Genomic DNA, 18,482 nt, shown 5'->3' with positions numbered 1-18,482 from the left:
AAACTCCCCCAGATTGGGGAGAGAATCAAGCAGCAGCGGCGTCGGCCGCGGCACGGACCGGCATCCGGAGGATGGTGGCCTCTTCGACGGCGACCGCGTGGGAGACGTCGCGAAGGACGTCGGAGAGAGCGACGTCGAGGGCGCTGCAGAGCGAGGCGAGGAGCTCGGAGGAGGCTTCCTTCTGGCCACGCTCGACCTCGGAGATGTAGCCGAGGCTGACTCGCGCCTGCGCGGAGACCTCGCGCAGGGTCATCCCACGCTCCAGCCGCTGGGCACGAAGCACCTCGCCGAGAAGTCGACGGAAGAGCACCATTGCGGTCAGCCTCCTACAGTTCACAAGTCACCGACATCTGGGTGACGTCTTGCTCCAACGCTACCTGACCCCTCGATGTTCCCGCCGAAGTAGTCCGAGTAGTTCATCAACAGCGAACAAACACGTATCACGCTGGATCTCCATGCGCGAGCCCGACAGTCCGAGAAGCGTCGTTGTTTCACCGTGCGGACCGGAAAGGCCCACATAGACCGTCCCGACGGGCTTTCCCTCCTGCTCCTCGGGCCCGGCCACACCCGTGGTCGAGAGTCCGTACGTCGCCCCCGACCGCTCCCGCGCCCCCGCGGCCATCGCCGCCGCGCACTCCGCGGAGACCACCCCGACGGTCTCGATCACCGAGATGGGAACACCCAGCAGGGTGTGCTTCAGCTCCGTCGCGTACGTCACGAAACCCCCGCGGAACGTCTTCGACGCACCCGGCGGATCGGTGAGCAGCGCGGCCAGGCGGCCGGCGGTCAGCGACTCGGCGGTCGCCACGGTGGCGCCGGCTTCCCGCAGAGCGGCATGAAGGTCATCGACTGCTGCCATGGAGAAAAAGGTAGCGGCCCGGTCACCATTTCGGTGACCGGGCCGCGTCGTACGGTCCGCGAGTCGTCAGCCCGCGTTGCGCTCCAGCCCGACGATCACCGGATCGTGGTCGGAGGAGCGGTAGGGCGAGTCGGTGTAAAGGTCGACACCCGTGTAGTTGTAGCGGCTGTACTCCATCAGCAGGGACTCACCCGAGTTGATCGACCAGATGTCCGAGCCGGTGAAGCGGCGCTGAGCGTGCCTGTTGAGCAGCACGTGGTCGAGCGATCCGGCGAGGCCCGAGAAGGAGTAGCTGTACTCGTCGTTGCCGCTGAGCGTCTCGGAGTCGGCGTAGCCGGCCTGGTAGAGGACCTGCATCGGGTCCTCCTGGGTGTAGGAGTTGAAGTCGCCGGCGAGCGCGACGTCGGTGACCCCGGTCTGGGAACGGATCGAGGAGACCCAGGAGACCAGTGCGGTGGCCTGGCGGACCCGCGACTCGTTGGAGGCACCCTGGCCGTCGCCGGTGTCGCCGTCCCCCGGCCACGGGCCGGGCGAGCCCTTCGACTTGAAGTGGTTGACCACGAAGAAGAACGGAGCGCCACCGTCGGCAGGCTTGAAGATCTGGCCGATGGGCTCGCGGGCGTTGCCGAAGGCCTGGTCGTCGCCGCTCTGGTCGCCCAGCGCACGGGCCTCACCGATGCGGCGTACGGCCGAGCGCTTGTAGATGATCGCGTTGGTGATCACGTCGGCGCCGGACGCGTCGGGCAGCTCGGCCGAGGACGGGTTGGCCGTCCAGACCTTGCGGCCGGCGGCCGCGTTGAGCGCGGCGACCAGCGAGCTGGTCGCCTCGTCCGGGGTCTCGCCCAGGCGGGCGGAGTTCTCGATCTCCATCAGGCCGACGACGTCGGCGTCGAGCGCGTTGATCGCCGAGACGATCTTCGACTGCTGGCGGCCGAAGTCGGCCGGGTCCCAGGCGCCGCGCTGGTCGCAACCGCCGCTGACGTTGTTGCCGTCGCCGGCGCGGTCCTTGTAGGCGGTGCAGCCACCATCACCGACGTTGTCGTCGTTGGCGTCGCCGAGCGTGGTGAAGTAGTTGAGCACGTTGAAGGAGGCGATCTTCACGTCGGCGCGGCGGCCGATCTTGTGCTCGTCGGGGGCCTCGGTGCGTACGTCACCGAAGTCGGCCGGCCACGACGCCGGGTCGGCGGTGGCGACCTGGGTCGGCTGGAAGCGGTAGGTCGGCGCCGAGGGCGAGCCGCCCTCGGAGAGGATCACCGGGCCGCGGAAGTCGACAGAGGCTCCGACCACGACGGGCGCGGCGTTGGAGACGTAGGGGATCGTCCGGCTCGTCGGCGGGCGCAGCGTGGTCGAGGAGCCGTCATCGAGCACGATCCCGCGAGCGGCGTTGTCGGCCTCGACTGCCTCGGCCTCGGCCGACCCCGGACGGGCCACCTCGGTCGGCTGGAGCAGCGGGCGGTCGCCCTGGGCCAGGCCGAGCTCACCGAAGTTCTCCACACCGTAGGTGTTGCTCACGGTGACGTCGCCCTGGGGCGCGAAGAGCATCCCCTCCAGCGACTCCTTCTGCGCGGCGGTCGCCGGCCACTGCGACACGACCGGGTCGATCGACCCGGTGCCGTCGGTGACGATGTCGGCCGCCGTGGGCACCGAGATCTCGGTCAGCCCGGCGTACTCGACCACCGCACCGGTCACGGTCACCGCGTCGCCCGGCTTGACGGTGACGGCACCCGCCGAGCGGGGCTGGTAGACGAAGACCGCGTCGGAGGCGTCGTGGGACCCGAGGTCGAGCGACCCGCCAGTGCCCGGGGTCTGGAGGTAGAAGCCGAAGAAGCCGCCCGAGGGGTAGGCAGCGGTGACGATGCCACTGGTCGTGACGGTCTCGCCGACGAGCGGGCTGGCGGTGCCGGTGCCCTGGATGTCGGCGATGGTGACGGCCTCGGCCGTCGTGGCGGCGCGCGCGGTCGGGATGGCGACCGCGCCGATGCCGGCGACGGCGGCCGTCAGGCCGACCATCGAACCGAGCACCTGACGTGCTGAGAACATGGATGACTCCCCGCGTGGAAGTAGAAGGCGATGGGCGGTCTGCCCGATTCAGCACCGACCGAAACCACGCGACCATAACGCGGCGTACGCCCTCGCGGCGGGGATCTTGGGTGAACGTCCGGTAACGGAGTTACAACTACCCGAAATTGGAGATCTACGAGGAGCGGAGCGCGGCGCGCTGCTTCCAGACGCCGTGGAAGAACTGGGCGCCCGACCACATCGTCAGCGCGACCGCCACCGCGAGGCAGATCTGGAAGGCGTAGAAGAGCAGCTCCCAGACCAGGGCGTCACCGAAGGCGCCGCCGTGGGCCGAACCGTGCGGCAACGGCATCAGCAGGCCGCCGAGCGCGACCGCCTGCACCGTGGTCTTGATCTTGCCGAGCTGGTCGGCGGCGATCACGATCTTCTTGAGCACCGAGAGCCGCAGCAGGGTGACGCTCCACTCGCGCAGCAGCACGATGATGGTCACCCACCACCAGATGTCGCCGACGATCGAGAGGCCGATGAAGGCCATCCCGGTGACCGCCTTGTCGGCGATCGGGTCGGCGATCTTGCCGAAGTCGGTGATCAGGTTGTGCTTGCGGGCCAGGTCACCGTCGATCTTGTCGGTGATCATCGCCAGCGCGAAGATCGCGAAGGAGACCCAGCGCAGCGTCGGGTTGTCGCCGCCGTCGGCGAGCAGCGCCCACGCGAAGAACGGCACGGCGAGGATCCGCAGCGTGGTCAGCGCGTTGGGTACGTTCCAGTTGCTCGTCTTCTGCACCGATGCCTCGGGGGCAGTGCTCTCGTCGTTCACGCGGCGAACCCTATCCGTTCACTTCGGCGACCAGGTCAACGCCTTCGGAGGAGATGACGGTCGCGCTCACGAGATCACCGGGACGTACGCCCTCGACGTCTCCTTCGAGGGAGGTCATCCCGTCGACCTCGGGGCCCTGGTGGGCGGCCCGGCCGAGGATCTCCCCGTCTTCGACCTCCTCGACGAGCACGACGACCTGCTCGCCGATCCGCTCCTCGGCGCGCTGGGCGGTGAGCTCCTCGACGAGCTCGTTGACGTGCTCGACGCGGGCGCGGATCTCGTCGGCGTCAAGCTTGAGCGACTCGTCGAAACCGGCGGCCTCGGTGCCCTCCTCGTCGGAGTAGCCGAAGACGCCGGTGACGTCCATGCGCGCGGCGACCAGGAAGTCGGTCAGGATCTGGAGGTCCTCCTCGGTCTCGCCAGGGAAGCCGACGATGACGTTGGACCGCACCCCGGCCTCGGGCGCATAGCCGCGGATCTGCTCGAGCAGGCCCAGGAAGCTCTCCGGGTCACCGAACCGCTTCATCCGCCGCAGGACGGCGTTGGAGGCGTGCTGGAAGCTCAGATCGAAGTAGGGCGTCACGCCGGGAGTGGTGGCGATGACCTTCAGCAGATCGGGCCGGGTCTCGGCGGGCTGCAGGTAGGAGACGCGTACGCGCTCGATGCCGTCGATGGCGGCCAGCTCCGGCAGGAGCGTCTCGAGCAGCCGGATGTCGCCGAGGTCCTTGCCGTAGGAGGTGGAGTTCTCCGAGACCAGGAAGAGCTCCTTGACGCCCTGCTGGGCCAGCCACTGGCCCTCGTGGAGCACGTCGGAGGGGCGCCGAGAGACGAACGAGCCGCGGAACTGCGGGATCGCGCAGAAGGTGCAGCGCCGGTCGCAGCCGCTGGCCAGCTTCAGCGGCGCCCACGGGGCGTCGTCGAGCCGCGTACGTCCCGCGAAGCCGGGCACCTGGTCGACCGCGGCCATGCCGGGGACCGAGATGGCGGACGCGTCGCGCTCGACCGGGGAGATCGGGAGCAGCAGGCGCCGGTCCTGAGGTGTGTGCGGGTGGTGGGCCTCGCCGCTGAGGATGGAGCGCAGCTTGGCGGCGATGTCGGGGTAGTCGTCGAAGCCGAGCACCGCGTCGGCCTCGGGGAGCTCGGCGGCCAGGTCCTTGCCGTAGCGCTCGGCCATGCAGCCGACCGCGACGACGGCCTGAGCGCGGCCGGTCTCCTTGAGGTCGGCGGCCTCGAGCAGCGTGTCGACCGAGTCCTTCTTCGCCTGCTCGACGAAGCCGCAGGTGTTGACGACCACGGTGTCGGCCTCGTCCGGGTCGGCGACCAGTCGGAAGCCTCCCGCCGTCAGCCGGCCGGCGAGCTCCTCGGAGTCCACCTCGTTGCGGGTGCACCCGAGGGTCACCATGGCGACGGACACGAGGGGCTGGTCGGTCTCGGCGGAGGGTTCGGTCGCAGTGCTCATCACCGTGAAGTATGACGGGCACACCCGCCTGAGACCGAACCCTCGCGCCGGGACGGGGCGATCAGTCGGGCACGGAGCCCGGCTTCACGGACAGGACCGGGCAGGACGCGCCGAGCAGGATCCGCTGCGCGACGCTGCCCATCAGCAGCTTGCCGACAGGCGTACGCCGCCGCAGACCGACCACGACCAGCTTGGCGTCGAGCTGCTCGGCGGCATCGAGGACGGCGCCGGCGACGTCCGGGTCGATCGACTGCCGGATCTCGTGCGGCCGGCCCGACTCGGTGAGCCGGCGTTCGAGCTCGCCGACCTGCTCCTCGAGGGCGTAGCGGTCATCGACCAGGGCATCGCCCCGGGAGGCGTTGACGACCACGACGCCACGGTCGCGGCGCTCGGCGTCGGCCAGCGCCCAGTCCAGCGCGACCGAGCCGTAGACGTCGGGCGCCCACGCCACGACCACCCAGCCGCCTGCGGGGGTCTCACTCATCACAACACCTTCTCCTTCTCGTCCTCGTCCTCGATCTCAGCCGACTGCTCGGCCCGTGCCCGGAGCCGGGCGATGAACGGCCGACCCAGGATGAACAGCGCGATCAGGACGTAGATGACCACCGCGAGCGGCTCGCTCAGCAGCGCCGCGTAGTCACCGCCCGAGATCGTCAGCGCCTCCCGCAGCTTGGTCTCCATCAACGGCCCCAGGATGACACCCAGGATCAATGGCAGCACCGGCAGTCCGAAGCGGCGCATCATCAGTCCGAGCAGGCCGAAGGCCACCAGCAGCGCGATGTCGAACGGGTCCAGGTTGGTCGCGTACGCACCCAGGCAGGCGAAGAACAGGATGCCCGCGTAGAGCTGCGGCCTCGGGATCCGCAGCAGCCGGGCCCACAGCGGCGCCAGCGGCAGGTTGAGCACCAGCAGCAGGGTGTTGCCGATCAGGAGGCTGGCCAGCAGCGTCCACACCAGGTCGGCGTGGTCGGTCATCAGCTGCGGACCGGGGGTGATGCCGTAGCCCTGGAGCGCGGAGAGCATCACCGCGGCCGTGGCCGTCACCGGCAGGCCGAGAGCCAGCATCGGCACGAACATCCCGGCGGCCGAGGCGTTGTTGGCCGCCTCCGGCCCGGCGACGCCCTCGATCGCGCCACGGCCGAAGTCGCCGCGCTTGGAGAGCTTCCGCTCGGTCAGGTACGAGAGGAACGTCGGGATCTCCGCGCCACCGGCAGGAAGCGCGCCGAACGGGAACCCGAAGGCGGTGCCGCGCAGCCACGGCTTCCAGGAGCGACCCCAGTCGTCGCGTCCCATCCAGGGCCGGCCGACCGGGACCACGTGCGCCGGGCGTCGGCGCAGGTGGGCGGCCACCCACAGGGCTTCGCCGAGGGCGAAGATGCCGACCGCGACCACCACGATGTCGAGGCGGTCGACGAGCTGCGTCACGCCGAAGGTGAGCCGCGGCTGGCCGGTGTTGAGGTCGAGACCGACCAGACCGATCGTCAGGCCGAGGAACAGCGCGGCGAAGCCACGCAGGGCCGAGGTGCCGAGCACCGTCGTGGTCATGACCAGGGCCAGGACCATCAGCGCGAAGTACGAGGGCGCGCCCAGCTCGACGGCCACGTCGGCCAGGGCCGGCGAGAAGAAGGCCACCAGGATGGTGCCGATGGTGCCGGCGACGAACGAGCCGACCGCGGCGGTGGCCAGCGCCTGCGCGCCACGCCCCGCTCTGGCCATCCGGTTGCCTTCCAGCGCTGTCATCACCGAGGCGGACTCCCCCGGTGTGTTCAGCAGGATCGAGGTGGTGGAGCCGCCGTACATGCCGCCGTAGTAGAGGCCGGCGAACATGATGAACGCGCTGGTCGGCTCGAGCCGGTACGTCACCGGCAGCAGCAGCGCGATGGCCATCGCCGGCCCGATGCCGGGCAGCACGCCGACGAAGGTGCCCAGCAGCACGCCGATGGCGGCGTAGAGCAGGTTCATCGGGGTCAGGGCGGACTCGAGCCCACCCATGAGAAGTTCGAAGTTCTCCATCAGTCAGTCCTCACAGGATCCCGTCGAGTACGCCAGGGGTGAGCGGGATGCCCAGACCGACGTAGAAGGCGTACCAGCTGGCGACCGAGAGGACGAGCCCGACGATCACGTCCCGCACGAGCGTTCGGCTGCCGAGGCACCAGGCGGCGCCGGCGAACAGCGCCGCCCCCGAGATCGCCCAGCCGAGCAGGTTCACGGTCGCGACCGTGAACAGCAGGACCGCGACCAGCTTGAGGACCGTCAGCCAGTCGGCCGACGAGCTCAGGTCGACGTCCTCGCCCTCCTCGGGCTCCGGCTGGGAGCCGCGGGCGGTGGCGACCGCCAGCAGCGCACCGACGACGACGAGACCGGCGCCGATGACGTACGGGAAGACGCGGGGGCCGACCGGGTCGGCGAAGCCGACGTCCAGGCCGGTGGCGTCGACGACGGTGTAGATCCCGATGACGACCAGGAACAGGGCCAGGCCGTACTGGCCGACGTCGACCCGGCGCGCGGGGCTCGTGGGCTCGGGGGGTTGGGTTTCGGTTTCGTGGACGCTCACAGCAGATCCAGCTCCTTCAAGGTCGAGGCGACACGCTGGTCCTGCTCGACCAGCAGGTCGTCGAAGTCGTCGCCGGTGACGAAGGCGTCGGTCCAGCCGTTGTCCTTCAGCGCCTGCTGCCACTGCTTCGAGTCGTGCATCCGGGTGAGCAGGTCGATCAGCTCCTGCCGGCGCTCGTCGCTGATGCCCGGCGGGGCGAGTACGCCGCGCCAGTTGAGGAAGACCAGGTCGATACCGCTCTCGGTGAGCGTCGGTGCGTCGGCGAAGACGCCGGTGCCACGCTCGTCGCCCGAGACGGCCAGGACCCGCAGATCACCGGCCTCCACCTGGCCCTCGAACTCAGCGAGACCGGAGAAGCCCACGTCGATCTTGTGACCCAGCAGCGCGCTGGTGAGCGGACCACCACCGTCGTAGGGGACGTACTTGACCTTCTTCGGGTCGATGCCGGCAGCCTCGGCCAGCTGCATCGGGAAGAGGTGGTCGGGGCCACCGGGCGAGGAGCCGCCGCCGACCACGATGGACTCGGGGTCCTCGGACCAGGCCTTCACCAGGTCGTCGATGGTCTTGAACGGCGAGTCGGCCGGAACCAGCACACCCTCCTGCTCCTCGATGAGCTGGGCGATCGGGGTCGCGTCCTGGGGGCGGGCGTCCACGCCGAAGGAGTAGGTGGAGCCGACGACGCCCAGACCGATGGTCATGAGCAGGTTGCCGTTGCCCTCCTCGCTCATCAGGCGGGACATCGCGACGGAGCCGCCGGCACCCAGGATGTTGGTCACCTGGATGTCACCGCCGGTCATGTTGTCGCGGTCGAGGACCCCCACCGCCGCCCGGCCGGTCTGGTCGTAGCCGCCACCGGGGCTGTTCGGGATCCACATGTCGAGGTCACGGGACTGCTCGCCACGGGTCACGCCGCAGGCCGATGCCGCGGCGAGCAGGCAGGTCACGAGCACGACGGCGAGGACACGGGTACGGCGTATGCTCGCTGCCCGGCCCCGCTGCGTCGGCAGCGGCGGTCGGGGCGGGGACTGCGATGTCGGCGTCGACAACAGCTGGCCTCCAGACTCAGGGGGAATGAAACGGTCAGTGGCGATGGTCACAGTCCGGGGTGACCGCCGTCACCATTCGGCAACCAAAGGAGGTTGTGTAACTTGTGGCCACAGCGACCGCGGCGCCACCTGTCGCTGGCCGGACAGGTGCTGCTGCTGCAGCTCTCGGTGCTGCTGCTCGTCGTCGTGGCGACCAGCATCGTCTCCCTGCGGCAGAGCGACGCCGACTTCCGTGACTCCCGCGAGGACCGGCTGCGCGCCGCCGCGGAGAGCCTGGCCGGGATCGCGGCGATCCAGGACGGGCTGACCAGCAGCGCCCCCGACCGGCAGGCCCTGGGCTTCTACCTGCAGACCCGGGCCGCCGACGCGGGCGCCGACACCGCCTACCTCACCGCGCTCGACGGCACGGTCCTCGTCGCCACCGACCCCACCCGGGTCGGCGAGACCCTCGATCTGGGCAGGCGCGAGACGAGCCGGGCCTGGTCCGGCGACATCGACGACGCCGGCCGCCGGGCGATCGCCGCCCAGGTCCCGGTCTACGGCGGAGGCTCGACCGGCGCGGACGCCGAGGCGCCGCGTCCGGTCGGCGTGGTCGTCGTGACCGAGGACTATCCACCGCTGACCGAGCGCCTCGCCCGCACCTGGGCCGACGCCCTCACCGTGCTGCTGGCCGGTCTCGCGCTCGGCGTGCTCGGGTCGTGGCTGCTGGCGCGGCTGATCAAGCGACGTACGCGTGGGCTGGAGCCGCGCGACATCGCCGCCCTCGCCGACCACCGCGAGGGCCTGCTCCGCTCGATCCGCGAGGGGGTGCTGGCGGTCGGCGCCGACGGGCGGGTCAGCCTGATGAGCGACAGCGCCCGCGAGCTGCTCGGGCTGACCTCGGACCCGACCGGGCACCGGCTCGACGAGCTCGACCTGCCCGCCGAGACCCTCGCCCTGCTCAGCGGAGCCGAGGAGGTGCACGACGCGCCGCTGGTCGCCGGTGAGCGGGTGCTCGTGCTCAACCGCAACCGGGTCCACCACGACGGCCGCCCCGCCGGCACCGTCACCACGCTGCGCGACCGCACCGAGCTGGTGGCACTGCAGAGCGAGCTCAACGCCCGCGAGAGCGTCACCGAGACCCTGCGGGCGCAGACCCACGAGTTCAGCAACCAGCTGCACACCATCACCGGGCTCCTCGAGCTGGAGGAGTACGCCGAGGTGGGCCAGTTCGTCACCGGGCTGACCGCGCGCCGGGCGGCACTGAGCGACCACATCACCTCCCGGATCGACGACCCCGCGGTGGCCGCCCTGCTCATCGCCAAGGCGAGCCTGGCCGCCGAGCGCCGGGTGAGCATCGACCTGGACGCCGCCAGCTCGCTCCCCCGGCTCACCCCCGACGGCTCCGCCGACGTGGTCACCGTCCTCGGCAACCTGGTCGACAACGCCGTCGACGCGGCCGCGCTGGTCGGGCCGCTCGACGGTCGGGTCGGCGTGCTCCTGACGGCCGAGGGCCAGACCGTGACCGTCCGCGTCTCCGACACCGGCGGCGGGGTGCCCGCCGAGCGTCTGCCCGAGATCTTCCGGCGCGGCTTCAGCACAAAGCCGCGCGACGCCAGCGGCCGCGGCGTCGGGCTCGCGCTGGTCCAGCTGGTGTGCCGTGCACGCGGCGGCGAGGTCGAGGTGGAGAATAGCGGGTCGGCGGAGCGCCCCGGAGCGGTCTTCATCGCGACCCTGCCGGGCGCCGCACCGCTCGCCCCACCCACCACCCCACCCGCCGCCCCACCCGGCGATACTGCCCCCGAGGAGGCCCGATGACGTCCGCACCGGAGCTCACCGTGCTCGTGGTCGAGGACGACTTCATGGTGGCCTCGATCCACACCCGCTTCGTCGAGCGCGTCGACGGGTTCCGCGTCGTCGGTGTGGCCGCAACAGGCTCCCAGGCGCTCGCGGAGACCGCCCGCCTCTCCCCCGACGTGCTGCTGCTCGACGTGCACCTTCCCGACTTCAGCGGCATCGAGCTGCTGCGCCGGCTGCGCGGACGAGGCGACGACGCCGACGTCATCGTCATCACCGCCGCCCGCGAGGCCGACACGGTGCGGGCCGCCGCGGCCGGTGGCGCCGCCCACTACGTGGTCAAGCCGTTCCCGTTCGAGGACCTGGCCGCCCGGCTCGACGACGTACGCCGCTCCCGCGAGGCGCTCGCCCGGATCGGGCAGCGGGCCGAGGGAGCCGAGGGGGCCGAGCACCGCGACGAGGTCCAGGCCGGCATCGACGAGGTCTTCAGCCACCAGAGCGCACGCGAGACCCGGGAGCGGCTGCCGAAGGGGCTCAGCGCGGAGACCGCCCGGGCCGTGCTGGCCGCGCTGCAAACCGCCGGCGAGCTCAGCGCCACCGAGTGCGCCGAGGAGATCGGAGTCTCCCGGGTGAGTGCGCGCCGCTATCTCGAGCACTTCGCGAGCACGGGCCGGATCGGCGTACGTCTCAACTACGGCACCGCCGGGCGCCCCGAACGCCGCTACCGGGCGGGCGACTCCTGAGCCGTCGCCTCAGGCGGACTCGCGGATCACCAGGCGCGTCGGGAGCACGACGGAGGGCTCGACGTCCTCCCCCGCGACCAGACGGAGGATCTGCTCGGCGAGACGGGTGCCGATCTCGTGGATCGGCTGGTGCACCGTCGTCAGGGGCGGGTCGGTGAACCGGGCCGCCTCGACGTCGTCGAACCCGATCACCGCCACGTCGTCGGGCACCCGGCGTCCGAGCCGGCGCAGCGTACGCAGGGCGCCGTCGGCCATCAGGTCGGAGGCCGCGAAGACGGCGTCGATTCCGGGATCGCGCTGCAGCAGCCGCTCCATCGCGTCGATACCCGACTGGCGCATGAAGTCGCCCTCCTCGACCAGCGGCACCGCCCCCGGCAAGGCCTGCAGACCGGTGAGGTAGCCCGCCAGGCGCTCGCGCCCGGCGACCATGTCCTGCGGCCCGCAGATGGTCGCGATCCGGCGCCGGCCGAGACCGATGAGGTGGTTCATCGCCGCCTCCACGCCGCTGGCGTGCTCGACGTCGATGTACGGCACGGTCGCCTCGCCCAGCGGCCGCCCGCTGGTGACGACCGGGACGCCCGCCACCCGCAGCTCCTCGGGCAGGGTGTCGGCCCCGTGCATGGACGCCAGCACGACACCGTCGACGGTGCGGCCGTGCACGTAGCGCAGGATCCGGTCGTGGCTCGACTGCGTCGAGGCGAGCAGCAGCACCAGCTGCTTGTCCGCCTTCTCCAGCGCCTCGCCGACACCCCGGATCACGCCGGGGAAGAAGGCGTCGTCGGAGAAGACCCGGGTCGCGGACTCCGGCAGGATCAGGGCGATGGAGTCCGTACGCTGCGTCACCAGGCTCCGCGCCGCAGGGTTCGGCACGTAGCCGAGGTCGGCGATGGCCCGCCGGATGCTCTCGGCGACGTCGGGACGTACGGTCGTGGAGCCGTTGACGACGCGCGAGACCGTCGCTCGCGAGGCCCCGGCCGCCCGGGCCACCGTCTCCAGCGTCGGTCGGCCGGCCGGGGTCTCGTTCATGAGTGGAACCTATCGTCTCCCGCTCACCGGGAGAACGTGAACCAGTTGAGGTTCACGAAGTCGGCCGGCTGGCCGCTGGTGAACCGCAGGAACACCGTGTGCGTTCCGGTCACCCCGCTGATGCTGCCCGGGACCGTACGCCAGCTCTGCCAGCCTCCGGTGCTGGCCACCGAGAAGCTGCCGATCGGGGCGTTGTTCACGTTGTCGAGGCGTACCTCGACCAGGCCGCTCACCCCTGCCGGCGCGCCGGAGGCGACGCGCGCGGAGAACGTACGGGCGGCGCTGGAACCGAAGTTCACGCCGTCGTAGCGGAGCCAGTCGCCGTTGCTGAGATAGCCGACGTTCTGACCGCCGCCGGTGTCGGTCGTCGCCTCCGTCTGGGTGCCGCTCTGGGCGTTGTACGACTCGGCCTGGATGGTGGAGTAGGCGTCCCGGTTGCCCGGGGCGGGCGGGTCGGTCGGCTCGGTGGTGCCGCCGCCCTTGGAGTAGACCGCGACGTAGTCGACCAGCATGGGCACCCCGGAGGCGGTCGCCGAGGTCGGGTTGCCGGGCCAACCGCCGCCGATCGCGACGTTGAGGATGATGAAGAAGCCGTGGTTGGTGGCGTTGTTCCAGGTCGTCGCGTCCACCTGGTCCGAGCGGACCGTGTGGTAGAGCGTGTTGTCGACGTAGAACCGGATCTGCTGCGGACTGGTGCTGCGGTCCCACTCCATCGCATAGGTGTGGAACGACGACTGGCAGGTCGAGCCCGGGCAGCCCTGGAGCGTCCCGCCGAGGCCGGTGGTCTCGTTGCACGGACCGCCGGGGGAAGTGCCGCAGTGCAGCGTGCCCCAGACCTGGTTGGCGCCGTTGACGTTCTCCATGATGTCGATCTCGCCGATGCCCGGCCAGTTCCAGTAGTTGCCGCGGAAGGGCTCGCCGAGCATCCAGAACGCCGGCCAGATGCCCTGGGCCGCCGCTCCGGTGACGTTCGGCATCTGGATGCGTCCCTCGACGCGGAGCACGCCGCCGGAGGGCGGCTGGAAGTCGGTACGGGTGGTCTCGATGCGCCCGGAGGTCCAGTTCCCGGCGCCGTCGCGGATCGGCTTGATGACCAGGTTGCCGTTGCCGTCCTGGTAGACGTTCTGGGTGCTGTCGCTGTGGTAGGCGATCTCCCCGGTACCCCAGTTGGCCGCGCCGCCGGGGTAGGAGTGGCCGATGTCGTACATCCAGTTGTTGGTGTTGATCCGCGACCCGGCCGCGCCGGTGAAGTCGTCACTCCACACCTTCGTCCAGCCGGCCGGCGTGCCCGGCTCCGACGCCTCGGACGCCTGTCCGAACGACGTCAGCGGGATCGCCACGGCGACCACGCCGGCCGCGACCACAGCGGCTCCCAATGCCTTGAGACTTCTCATGATGACTCGCTTCCCGATGAATGAGCGATGAGTCTGGCGACTCGTGAGAGCGCTCTCTCGGATGTCATGGTCCCAAACCCGATGTGACCCGCGTCACCAAATCCCGATCTCTTTAACAACCCCGCCGAGTCGGCGCGTTCTGACCGAAAACAGCGCCGAGTCGGCTCGTCATGACGAGCCGACTCGGCGGGGACGGTGTGTGCTAGTTGGCGGTGTAGGTGCGCTGAGCGGCCTCGCCGGTCTTGCCGAGGGCCTTGGCCTTGCCGTCGCCGACAGCGACCTTGAGGGAACCGTCGGAGGTCTGTACGCGCAGGGGCGGGGTGACCTGGAGCTCCTTGGACTCACCGAAGGCGAGGTCACCGCTGAAGACCACCTTGCCACGCGAGTCGCGGACGACCACGTGGGCACCGCCACCGGCGGCGGAGATGGTCACCGGGACGGGCGAGGACTTGCCGTAGGGGCTGTCGGTGCCGGCGGAGCCGTCGAGCTGGATCGCTCCGGCCTCGGGCTCGTGCTGGGTGCCGTCGATGACCAGGCGCGCGACCGACCAGACCAGGATGACCGCCATCACCGCGGCGACCAGGACGGACCAGGACGGACCGCCACGCATGCGCCGGACCGGGCGGATCGCGGCGCTGTGGGCGAGCTCGGCCTCGAAGACGGCGCGCGGGCTGACCGGGCCGGAGGCGTACTTCTCGTCATAGGTGCGCAGCAGCGGCGCGACCTCGATGCCGAGGACGCGCGCCAGCGTACGCAGGTGGCCACGGGCGTAGAAGTCGCCGCCGCAGGGGCCGAAGTCGTCGACCTCGATCGCCTCGATGACGTGCGGACGGATCCGGGTCCACTCGGCCAGGCCGTCCATGTCCAGGGCGAGCCGACGGCGGGCCGCGGCGATCTCGGCACCGATCTCGGGGACCTTGGCCGGCACCACCTCGGTGGGCTCGTCGTCGACGCCGTCGATAGCCAGCGCCTTGACGCCTTCGTCGGGCACCGCGATCGCACGTACGCCCTCGGGCTCGGAGTCCTCGAGGTCCTCGTCGACGTCCTCGTCGACGTCCGAGTCCTCGACGTCCACGTCGGCGAACGCCGCCTCGGCCAGGTCCAACTGGAGCGCGTTCGCGCCGTGGATGGCGATGGTCTCCTGGGGCTCCTCGGGCACGTAGCGTACGTCCACCCGGACCGCCGTCGAGGGCTCGCGCAGCGGCGCGACCGGCTCCGCCTTCGCCTCTGCCACGAGATTCACTTCGGGCTCAGGCTCGGGGTCGGTCTTCGGCGTCGTCTCGTCCTGTTCCGCGCTGTGCGCGGTCGTCTCAGTGTCCCGGTCCACCTGGTCCTGCTCCGCCTCGTCCACCACGTCTGCGGCATTGATATCAGGCTCGTCCAAGACCCGGAGCATCCGGGGGTTGGTGTCTCCGGCCCGCCCGGAGAGGGGCGGACGGACGGCGGTGTCACCGTCGTCCGAGGCGGCATCGGCAGTGTGTTCCTCGGCGCTCTCGTCGGTGTCCTTCTCCGGCTCCTCCACGTCGAGCGCGGGGTCGATCTCGACGACCTCGACGCCATCGGCGGCGACGATCGCGATGGCCTCGGTGACGTCGTCACCGGCGCCCAGGACGCGGGTGGAGAGGCCGAGCGGGAGCGAGAACGGGAGGCCGTAGAGGCGCTCGGTCAGCATCGCCTGGCGCCGGGCGGTCGGCGAGAGCTCCTCGAGCACCTCGTCCTCGTCGTGCAGCAGCACGCCGATGCGACCGTCCTTCCAGAACCGTTCGATCCCGTCCGGACGCGGGGTGTGCTCGACGGACTCGATCTTCGACCACGGGATGCCCTGCCAGGTCTGGCCGAAGCGGAGGCGTACGCCCTGCTCGTCCACGAGCAGCAGCGGCATCCGGGAGTCCCAGGCCGTCCAGCCCTGCACCGCCGCGACGACGAGCAGGATCAGGCCGACCAGATAGCCTTCGATGCCGCCACGCAGCACGAAGGCGATGCCGACGAGCAGCGACGCGAGCGCCACCACCAGCGCGAGGCGGCCGTTGCGGCGTACCTCGACGACGTCGACGTCGTGGGTCTCGACGGTCTCGGCAGGGTCGACGGTCTCGACCGCCGGTGAATTCTCGCTCACATCTCCCCCTGGATTGTTGCGATGACGCCGTCGATCTCGTCCGGCTTGACGAGTACGTCGCGTGCCTTGGAGCCCTCTGAAGGACCGACCACACCGCGCGACTCGAGGATATCCATCAGGCGGCCGGCCTTGGCGAAACCGACGCGGAGCTTGCGCTGCAGCATCGAGGTCGACCCGAACTGGGTCGAGACGATCAGCTCGATCGCCTGGATGACCAGGTCCATGTCGTCGCCGATGTCGTCGTCCAGCACCCGCTTGGACTCCGCCGGAGCGGTCACGTCGTCACGGTAGGACGGCTCCAGCTGGCCCTTGACGCTCTTGACGACCGCGTTGACCTCCGACTCGGAGACCCAGGAGCCCTGCACACGGATCGGCTTGGAGGAGCCCATCGGCAGGAACAGCCCGTCACCCTGGCCGACCAGCTTCTCCGCACCAGGCTGGTCGAGGATGACGCGCGAGTCGGCCAGCGACGAGGTCGCGAAGGCGAGCCGCGAGGGCACGTTGGCCTTGATCAGACCCGTGACCACGTCGACCGAGGGCCGCTGCGTCGCCAACACCAGGTGGATGCCGGCGGCACGGGCGAGCTGGGTGATGCGTACGACCGCGTCCTCGACGTCGCGCGGGGCGACCATCATCAGGTCGGCGAGCTCGTCGACGATGACCAGCAGGTAGGGGTAGGGCGACAGGACCCGCTCGGAGTCGGGCGGGAGCTGCACCTTCCCGGCACGGACGGCCTTGTTGAAGTCGTCGACGTGGCGGAAGCCGAAGTTGGCGAGGTCGTCGTAGCGCATGTCCATCTCGCGTACGACCCAGGCCAGCGCCTCGGCGGCCTTCTTCGGGTTGGTGATGATCGGCGTGATCAGGTGTGGCACGCCCTCGTAGGAGTTGAGCTCGACCCGCTTGGGGTCGACCATGATCATCCGCACCTCGTCGGGCGTGGCCCGCATCAGCACCGAGGTGATCATCGAGTTGATGAAGGACGACTTACCCGAACCGGTCGCACCCGCGACCAGCAGGTGGGGCATCTTGGCGAGGTTGGCGACGACGAAGCCGCCCTCGACGTCCTTGCCGACGCCGGTGATCATCGGGTGGTGGTCGCCGCGCGCGGCGTTGGAGCGGAGCACGTCGCCGAGGGTGACGATCTCCTTGTCGATGTTCGGGATCTCCACACCGACGGCCGACTTGCCGGGGATCGGCGAGAGGATGCGTACGTCCGCGGAGGCCACCGCGTAGGCGATGTTCTTCTGGATGCCGGTGATCTTCTCGACCTTCACGCCGGCGCCGAGCTCCACGATGTAGCGGGTGACCGTCGGGCCACGGGTGTAGCCGGTGACCGCGGCATCGATGTTGAACTCCTCGAGCACCGCCTGGAGCCGGCTGACGATGTCGTCGGAGGCCTTGGAGCGGGCCTTGTGCGGCGAGCCGGGCTTGAGCAGGTCGCTGCCCGGGAGCGTGTAGGCGACGTCACCGGCGAGCATCAGCTGCTCGACCCGCTGCGGCAGCTCGGTGTGCGGCGGCGGCTCGAGGTCGCCCTTGGGGCCGCGCTTCTGACCGGGCCTCGGTGCCCCGTCGGAGACCGCGGGCATGAGGCCTGCCGCATCGCTGGGCACGGCCTCGTCGGGCTGGGTGTCGGCGTCCGGGTCCTCGTCGAGGGCGAGCGCGATGTCGAGCCCGTCCTTCTTGCGCTTCTTCTTCGGCTTCTCCTCCTCGAGGAGCGGCGTCTCGTAGGGCTCGAAGCCCTCCGGGTCGAAGGTGTCGTCGTCAGCGAAGAGCTTGTTGCCCCGGCGCACCCGCCGGATGTTGGTGCCGCTCTCGCTCATCTCCTCGGGCGGGGTCAGGCCGAGCGCCCGGTCGCGCAGCTCCACCAGGCGACTCGGCACCTGGTAGAGCGGGGTCCCGGTGATCACCAGGATCCCGAAGACGACCAGAAGGGACAGGAGTACGACGACCACGGCCGTCGAGCGCAGCACGTCCAGCAGCAGGCTGGCCACGACGTAGCCGATCGCACCGCCGGCCCACTGCAGCTCGGTGCTGTCGCCCGAGGTGGGCTGCGGGTTGCCGTTGGCGATCTGGATGATGCCGAGCGTGGCCATCAGGAACGCGGCCCAGCCGATCGCGAGCCGGCCGACCGGAGCGGCGTTGACCGGGTCGCGCATCAGCCGGGCACCGGCGACGACGAGCCCGACCGGCACCAGCCAGCCGACCTTGCCGACGACGCCGGCCACGGCGATGCGTACGACGTCGAAGAACTGCCCGCCGAGCTGGAACCAGACGCCGGCGGCGACGAGGACGGAGAGGCCGATCAGGAACAGGCCGACGCCGTCGCGCCGGTGCTCCGGCTCGAGGTCGCTGGCGGCCTGGCCGCCGACGCGGAAGATGGCCGCCACTCCCCCGGCGATCGCCAGCCACAGGCTCGCGATGGTCGAGAAGATGGCATCGAAGAGGACCGCGATCGGGCTGGGCCCGTTGCGCACGGCACGGGGTGGCGTACGGTTCGTCGTCTTCTTCTTCGCGGCAGGGCGGCGTTTGGCCGGCGTTGCCTTGGAGCGGGCCCGGCTCGTGGCCGTTGCTCGCTTTGTCGTGGTCGTACTCCGGGGACGGGTGCTCTTGTTGGTGGTCGAGCTCCGCGAACCCGGCGGGGAAGACGTACGGGTCGCCATACAAGCAGGGTAT

Annotated in this window: 15 protein-coding genes; 2 read left to right on the top strand and 13 right to left on the bottom strand. The window is 70.4% G+C overall.

All coding sequences use genetic code 11. The annotated features are described in order from the left end of the window. Nucleotides 1-25: 25 nt before the first annotated feature. The 9 genes from ACW14X_RS26010 to ACW14X_RS25970 form a co-directional block, all read right to left on the bottom strand. A complete protein-coding gene (locus ACW14X_RS26010; RefSeq protein WP_160022457.1) occupies nt 26-313 on the bottom strand; it encodes a helix-turn-helix domain-containing protein in 288 nt (95 codons plus the stop codon). 60 nt (nt 314-373) lie between these two features. Beyond that, nucleotides 374-859, bottom strand: a complete 486-nt coding sequence (locus tag ACW14X_RS26005) for a CinA family protein (protein WP_160022455.1) — start codon at nt 857-859, stop codon at nt 374-376. Nucleotides 860-925: 66 nt separating this feature from the next. Continuing rightward, complete coding sequence (locus ACW14X_RS26000; RefSeq protein ID WP_457163827.1) at nt 926-2,899, bottom strand: ExeM/NucH family extracellular endonuclease; 1,974 nt, start codon at nt 2,897-2,899, stop codon at nt 926-928. A gap of 154 nt (nt 2,900-3,053) precedes the next feature. Continuing rightward, entirely contained in the window at nt 3,054-3,695 is a 642-nt protein-coding gene (pgsA, locus tag ACW14X_RS25995) for a CDP-diacylglycerol--glycerol-3-phosphate 3-phosphatidyltransferase (RefSeq protein WP_350718267.1), read from the bottom strand. A 10-nt stretch (nt 3,696-3,705) separates the two neighbouring features. After that, complete coding sequence (rimO, locus tag ACW14X_RS25990; RefSeq protein ID WP_457166089.1) at nt 3,706-5,109, bottom strand: 30S ribosomal protein S12 methylthiotransferase RimO; 1,404 nt, start codon at nt 5,107-5,109, stop codon at nt 3,706-3,708. Nucleotides 5,110-5,215: 106 nt separating this feature from the next. Continuing rightward, the gene (locus ACW14X_RS25985) at nt 5,216-5,638 is read right to left on the bottom strand and encodes a universal stress protein (protein WP_350718269.1); all 423 of its coding nucleotides are present in this window, start codon (nt 5,636-5,638) and stop codon (nt 5,216-5,218) included. Next, complete coding sequence (locus ACW14X_RS25980) at nt 5,638-7,167, bottom strand: tripartite tricarboxylate transporter permease (RefSeq protein ID WP_350839761.1); 1,530 nt, start codon at nt 7,165-7,167, stop codon at nt 5,638-5,640. The genes ACW14X_RS25985 and ACW14X_RS25980 overlap by 1 nt, the downstream gene beginning before the upstream one ends. 10 nt (nt 7,168-7,177) lie before the next feature. After that, entirely contained in the window at nt 7,178-7,708 is a 531-nt protein-coding gene (locus tag ACW14X_RS25975; protein WP_457163826.1) for a tripartite tricarboxylate transporter TctB family protein, read from the bottom strand. Beyond that, nucleotides 7,705-8,658 (bottom strand): tripartite tricarboxylate transporter substrate-binding protein, encoded by a 954-nt coding sequence (locus ACW14X_RS25970; RefSeq protein WP_160022443.1) that lies wholly within the window; start codon nt 8,656-8,658, stop codon nt 7,705-7,707. The genes ACW14X_RS25975 and ACW14X_RS25970 overlap by 4 nt, the downstream gene beginning before the upstream one ends. A 198-nt stretch (nt 8,659-8,856) precedes the next feature. Here ACW14X_RS25970 and ACW14X_RS25965 point away from each other — a divergent pair, with 198 nt between their 5' ends. Both ACW14X_RS25965 and ACW14X_RS25960 read left to right on the top strand, forming a co-directional pair. Further along, nucleotides 8,857-10,551 carry an ATP-binding protein gene (locus ACW14X_RS25965; protein WP_457163825.1) on the top strand — a complete coding sequence of 565 codons (1,695 nt, stop codon included), beginning with the start codon at nt 8,857-8,859 and terminating at the stop codon, nt 10,549-10,551. After that, entirely contained in the window at nt 10,548-11,273 is a 726-nt protein-coding gene (locus ACW14X_RS25960; RefSeq protein WP_457163824.1) for a response regulator, read from the top strand. Before ACW14X_RS25965 ends, ACW14X_RS25960 begins: the two co-directional genes overlap by 4 nt. Before the next feature lie 9 nt (nt 11,274-11,282). Here the strand turns inward: ACW14X_RS25960 and ACW14X_RS25955 are convergent, their stop codons facing one another. The 4 genes from ACW14X_RS25955 to ACW14X_RS25940 all read right to left on the bottom strand — a co-directional run bounded on the left by ACW14X_RS25955 (nt 11,283) and on the right by ACW14X_RS25940 (nt 18,469). Continuing rightward, complete coding sequence (locus ACW14X_RS25955; protein ID WP_457163823.1) at nt 11,283-12,299, bottom strand: LacI family DNA-binding transcriptional regulator; 1,017 nt, start codon at nt 12,297-12,299, stop codon at nt 11,283-11,285. Between the two features lie 23 nt (nt 12,300-12,322). Beyond that, nucleotides 12,323-13,693, bottom strand: a complete 1,371-nt coding sequence (locus tag ACW14X_RS25950; protein WP_457163822.1) for a glycoside hydrolase family 16 protein — start codon at nt 13,691-13,693, stop codon at nt 12,323-12,325. Between the two features lie 202 nt (nt 13,694-13,895). Then, the gene (locus tag ACW14X_RS25945) at nt 13,896-15,809 is read right to left on the bottom strand and encodes a helix-turn-helix domain-containing protein (RefSeq protein WP_457163821.1); all 1,914 of its coding nucleotides are present in this window, start codon (nt 15,807-15,809) and stop codon (nt 13,896-13,898) included. Continuing rightward, a complete protein-coding gene (locus ACW14X_RS25940; protein WP_457163820.1) occupies nt 15,806-18,469 on the bottom strand; it encodes a DNA translocase FtsK 4TM domain-containing protein in 2,664 nt (887 codons plus the stop codon). The genes ACW14X_RS25945 and ACW14X_RS25940 overlap by 4 nt, the downstream gene beginning before the upstream one ends. Between the last annotated feature and the right edge of the window lie 13 nt (nt 18,470-18,482).

It is taken from the genome of Nocardioides sp. YJ-D4 (assembly GCF_054031495.1).
This window is presented reverse-complemented; position numbering and strand designations above follow the sequence as displayed.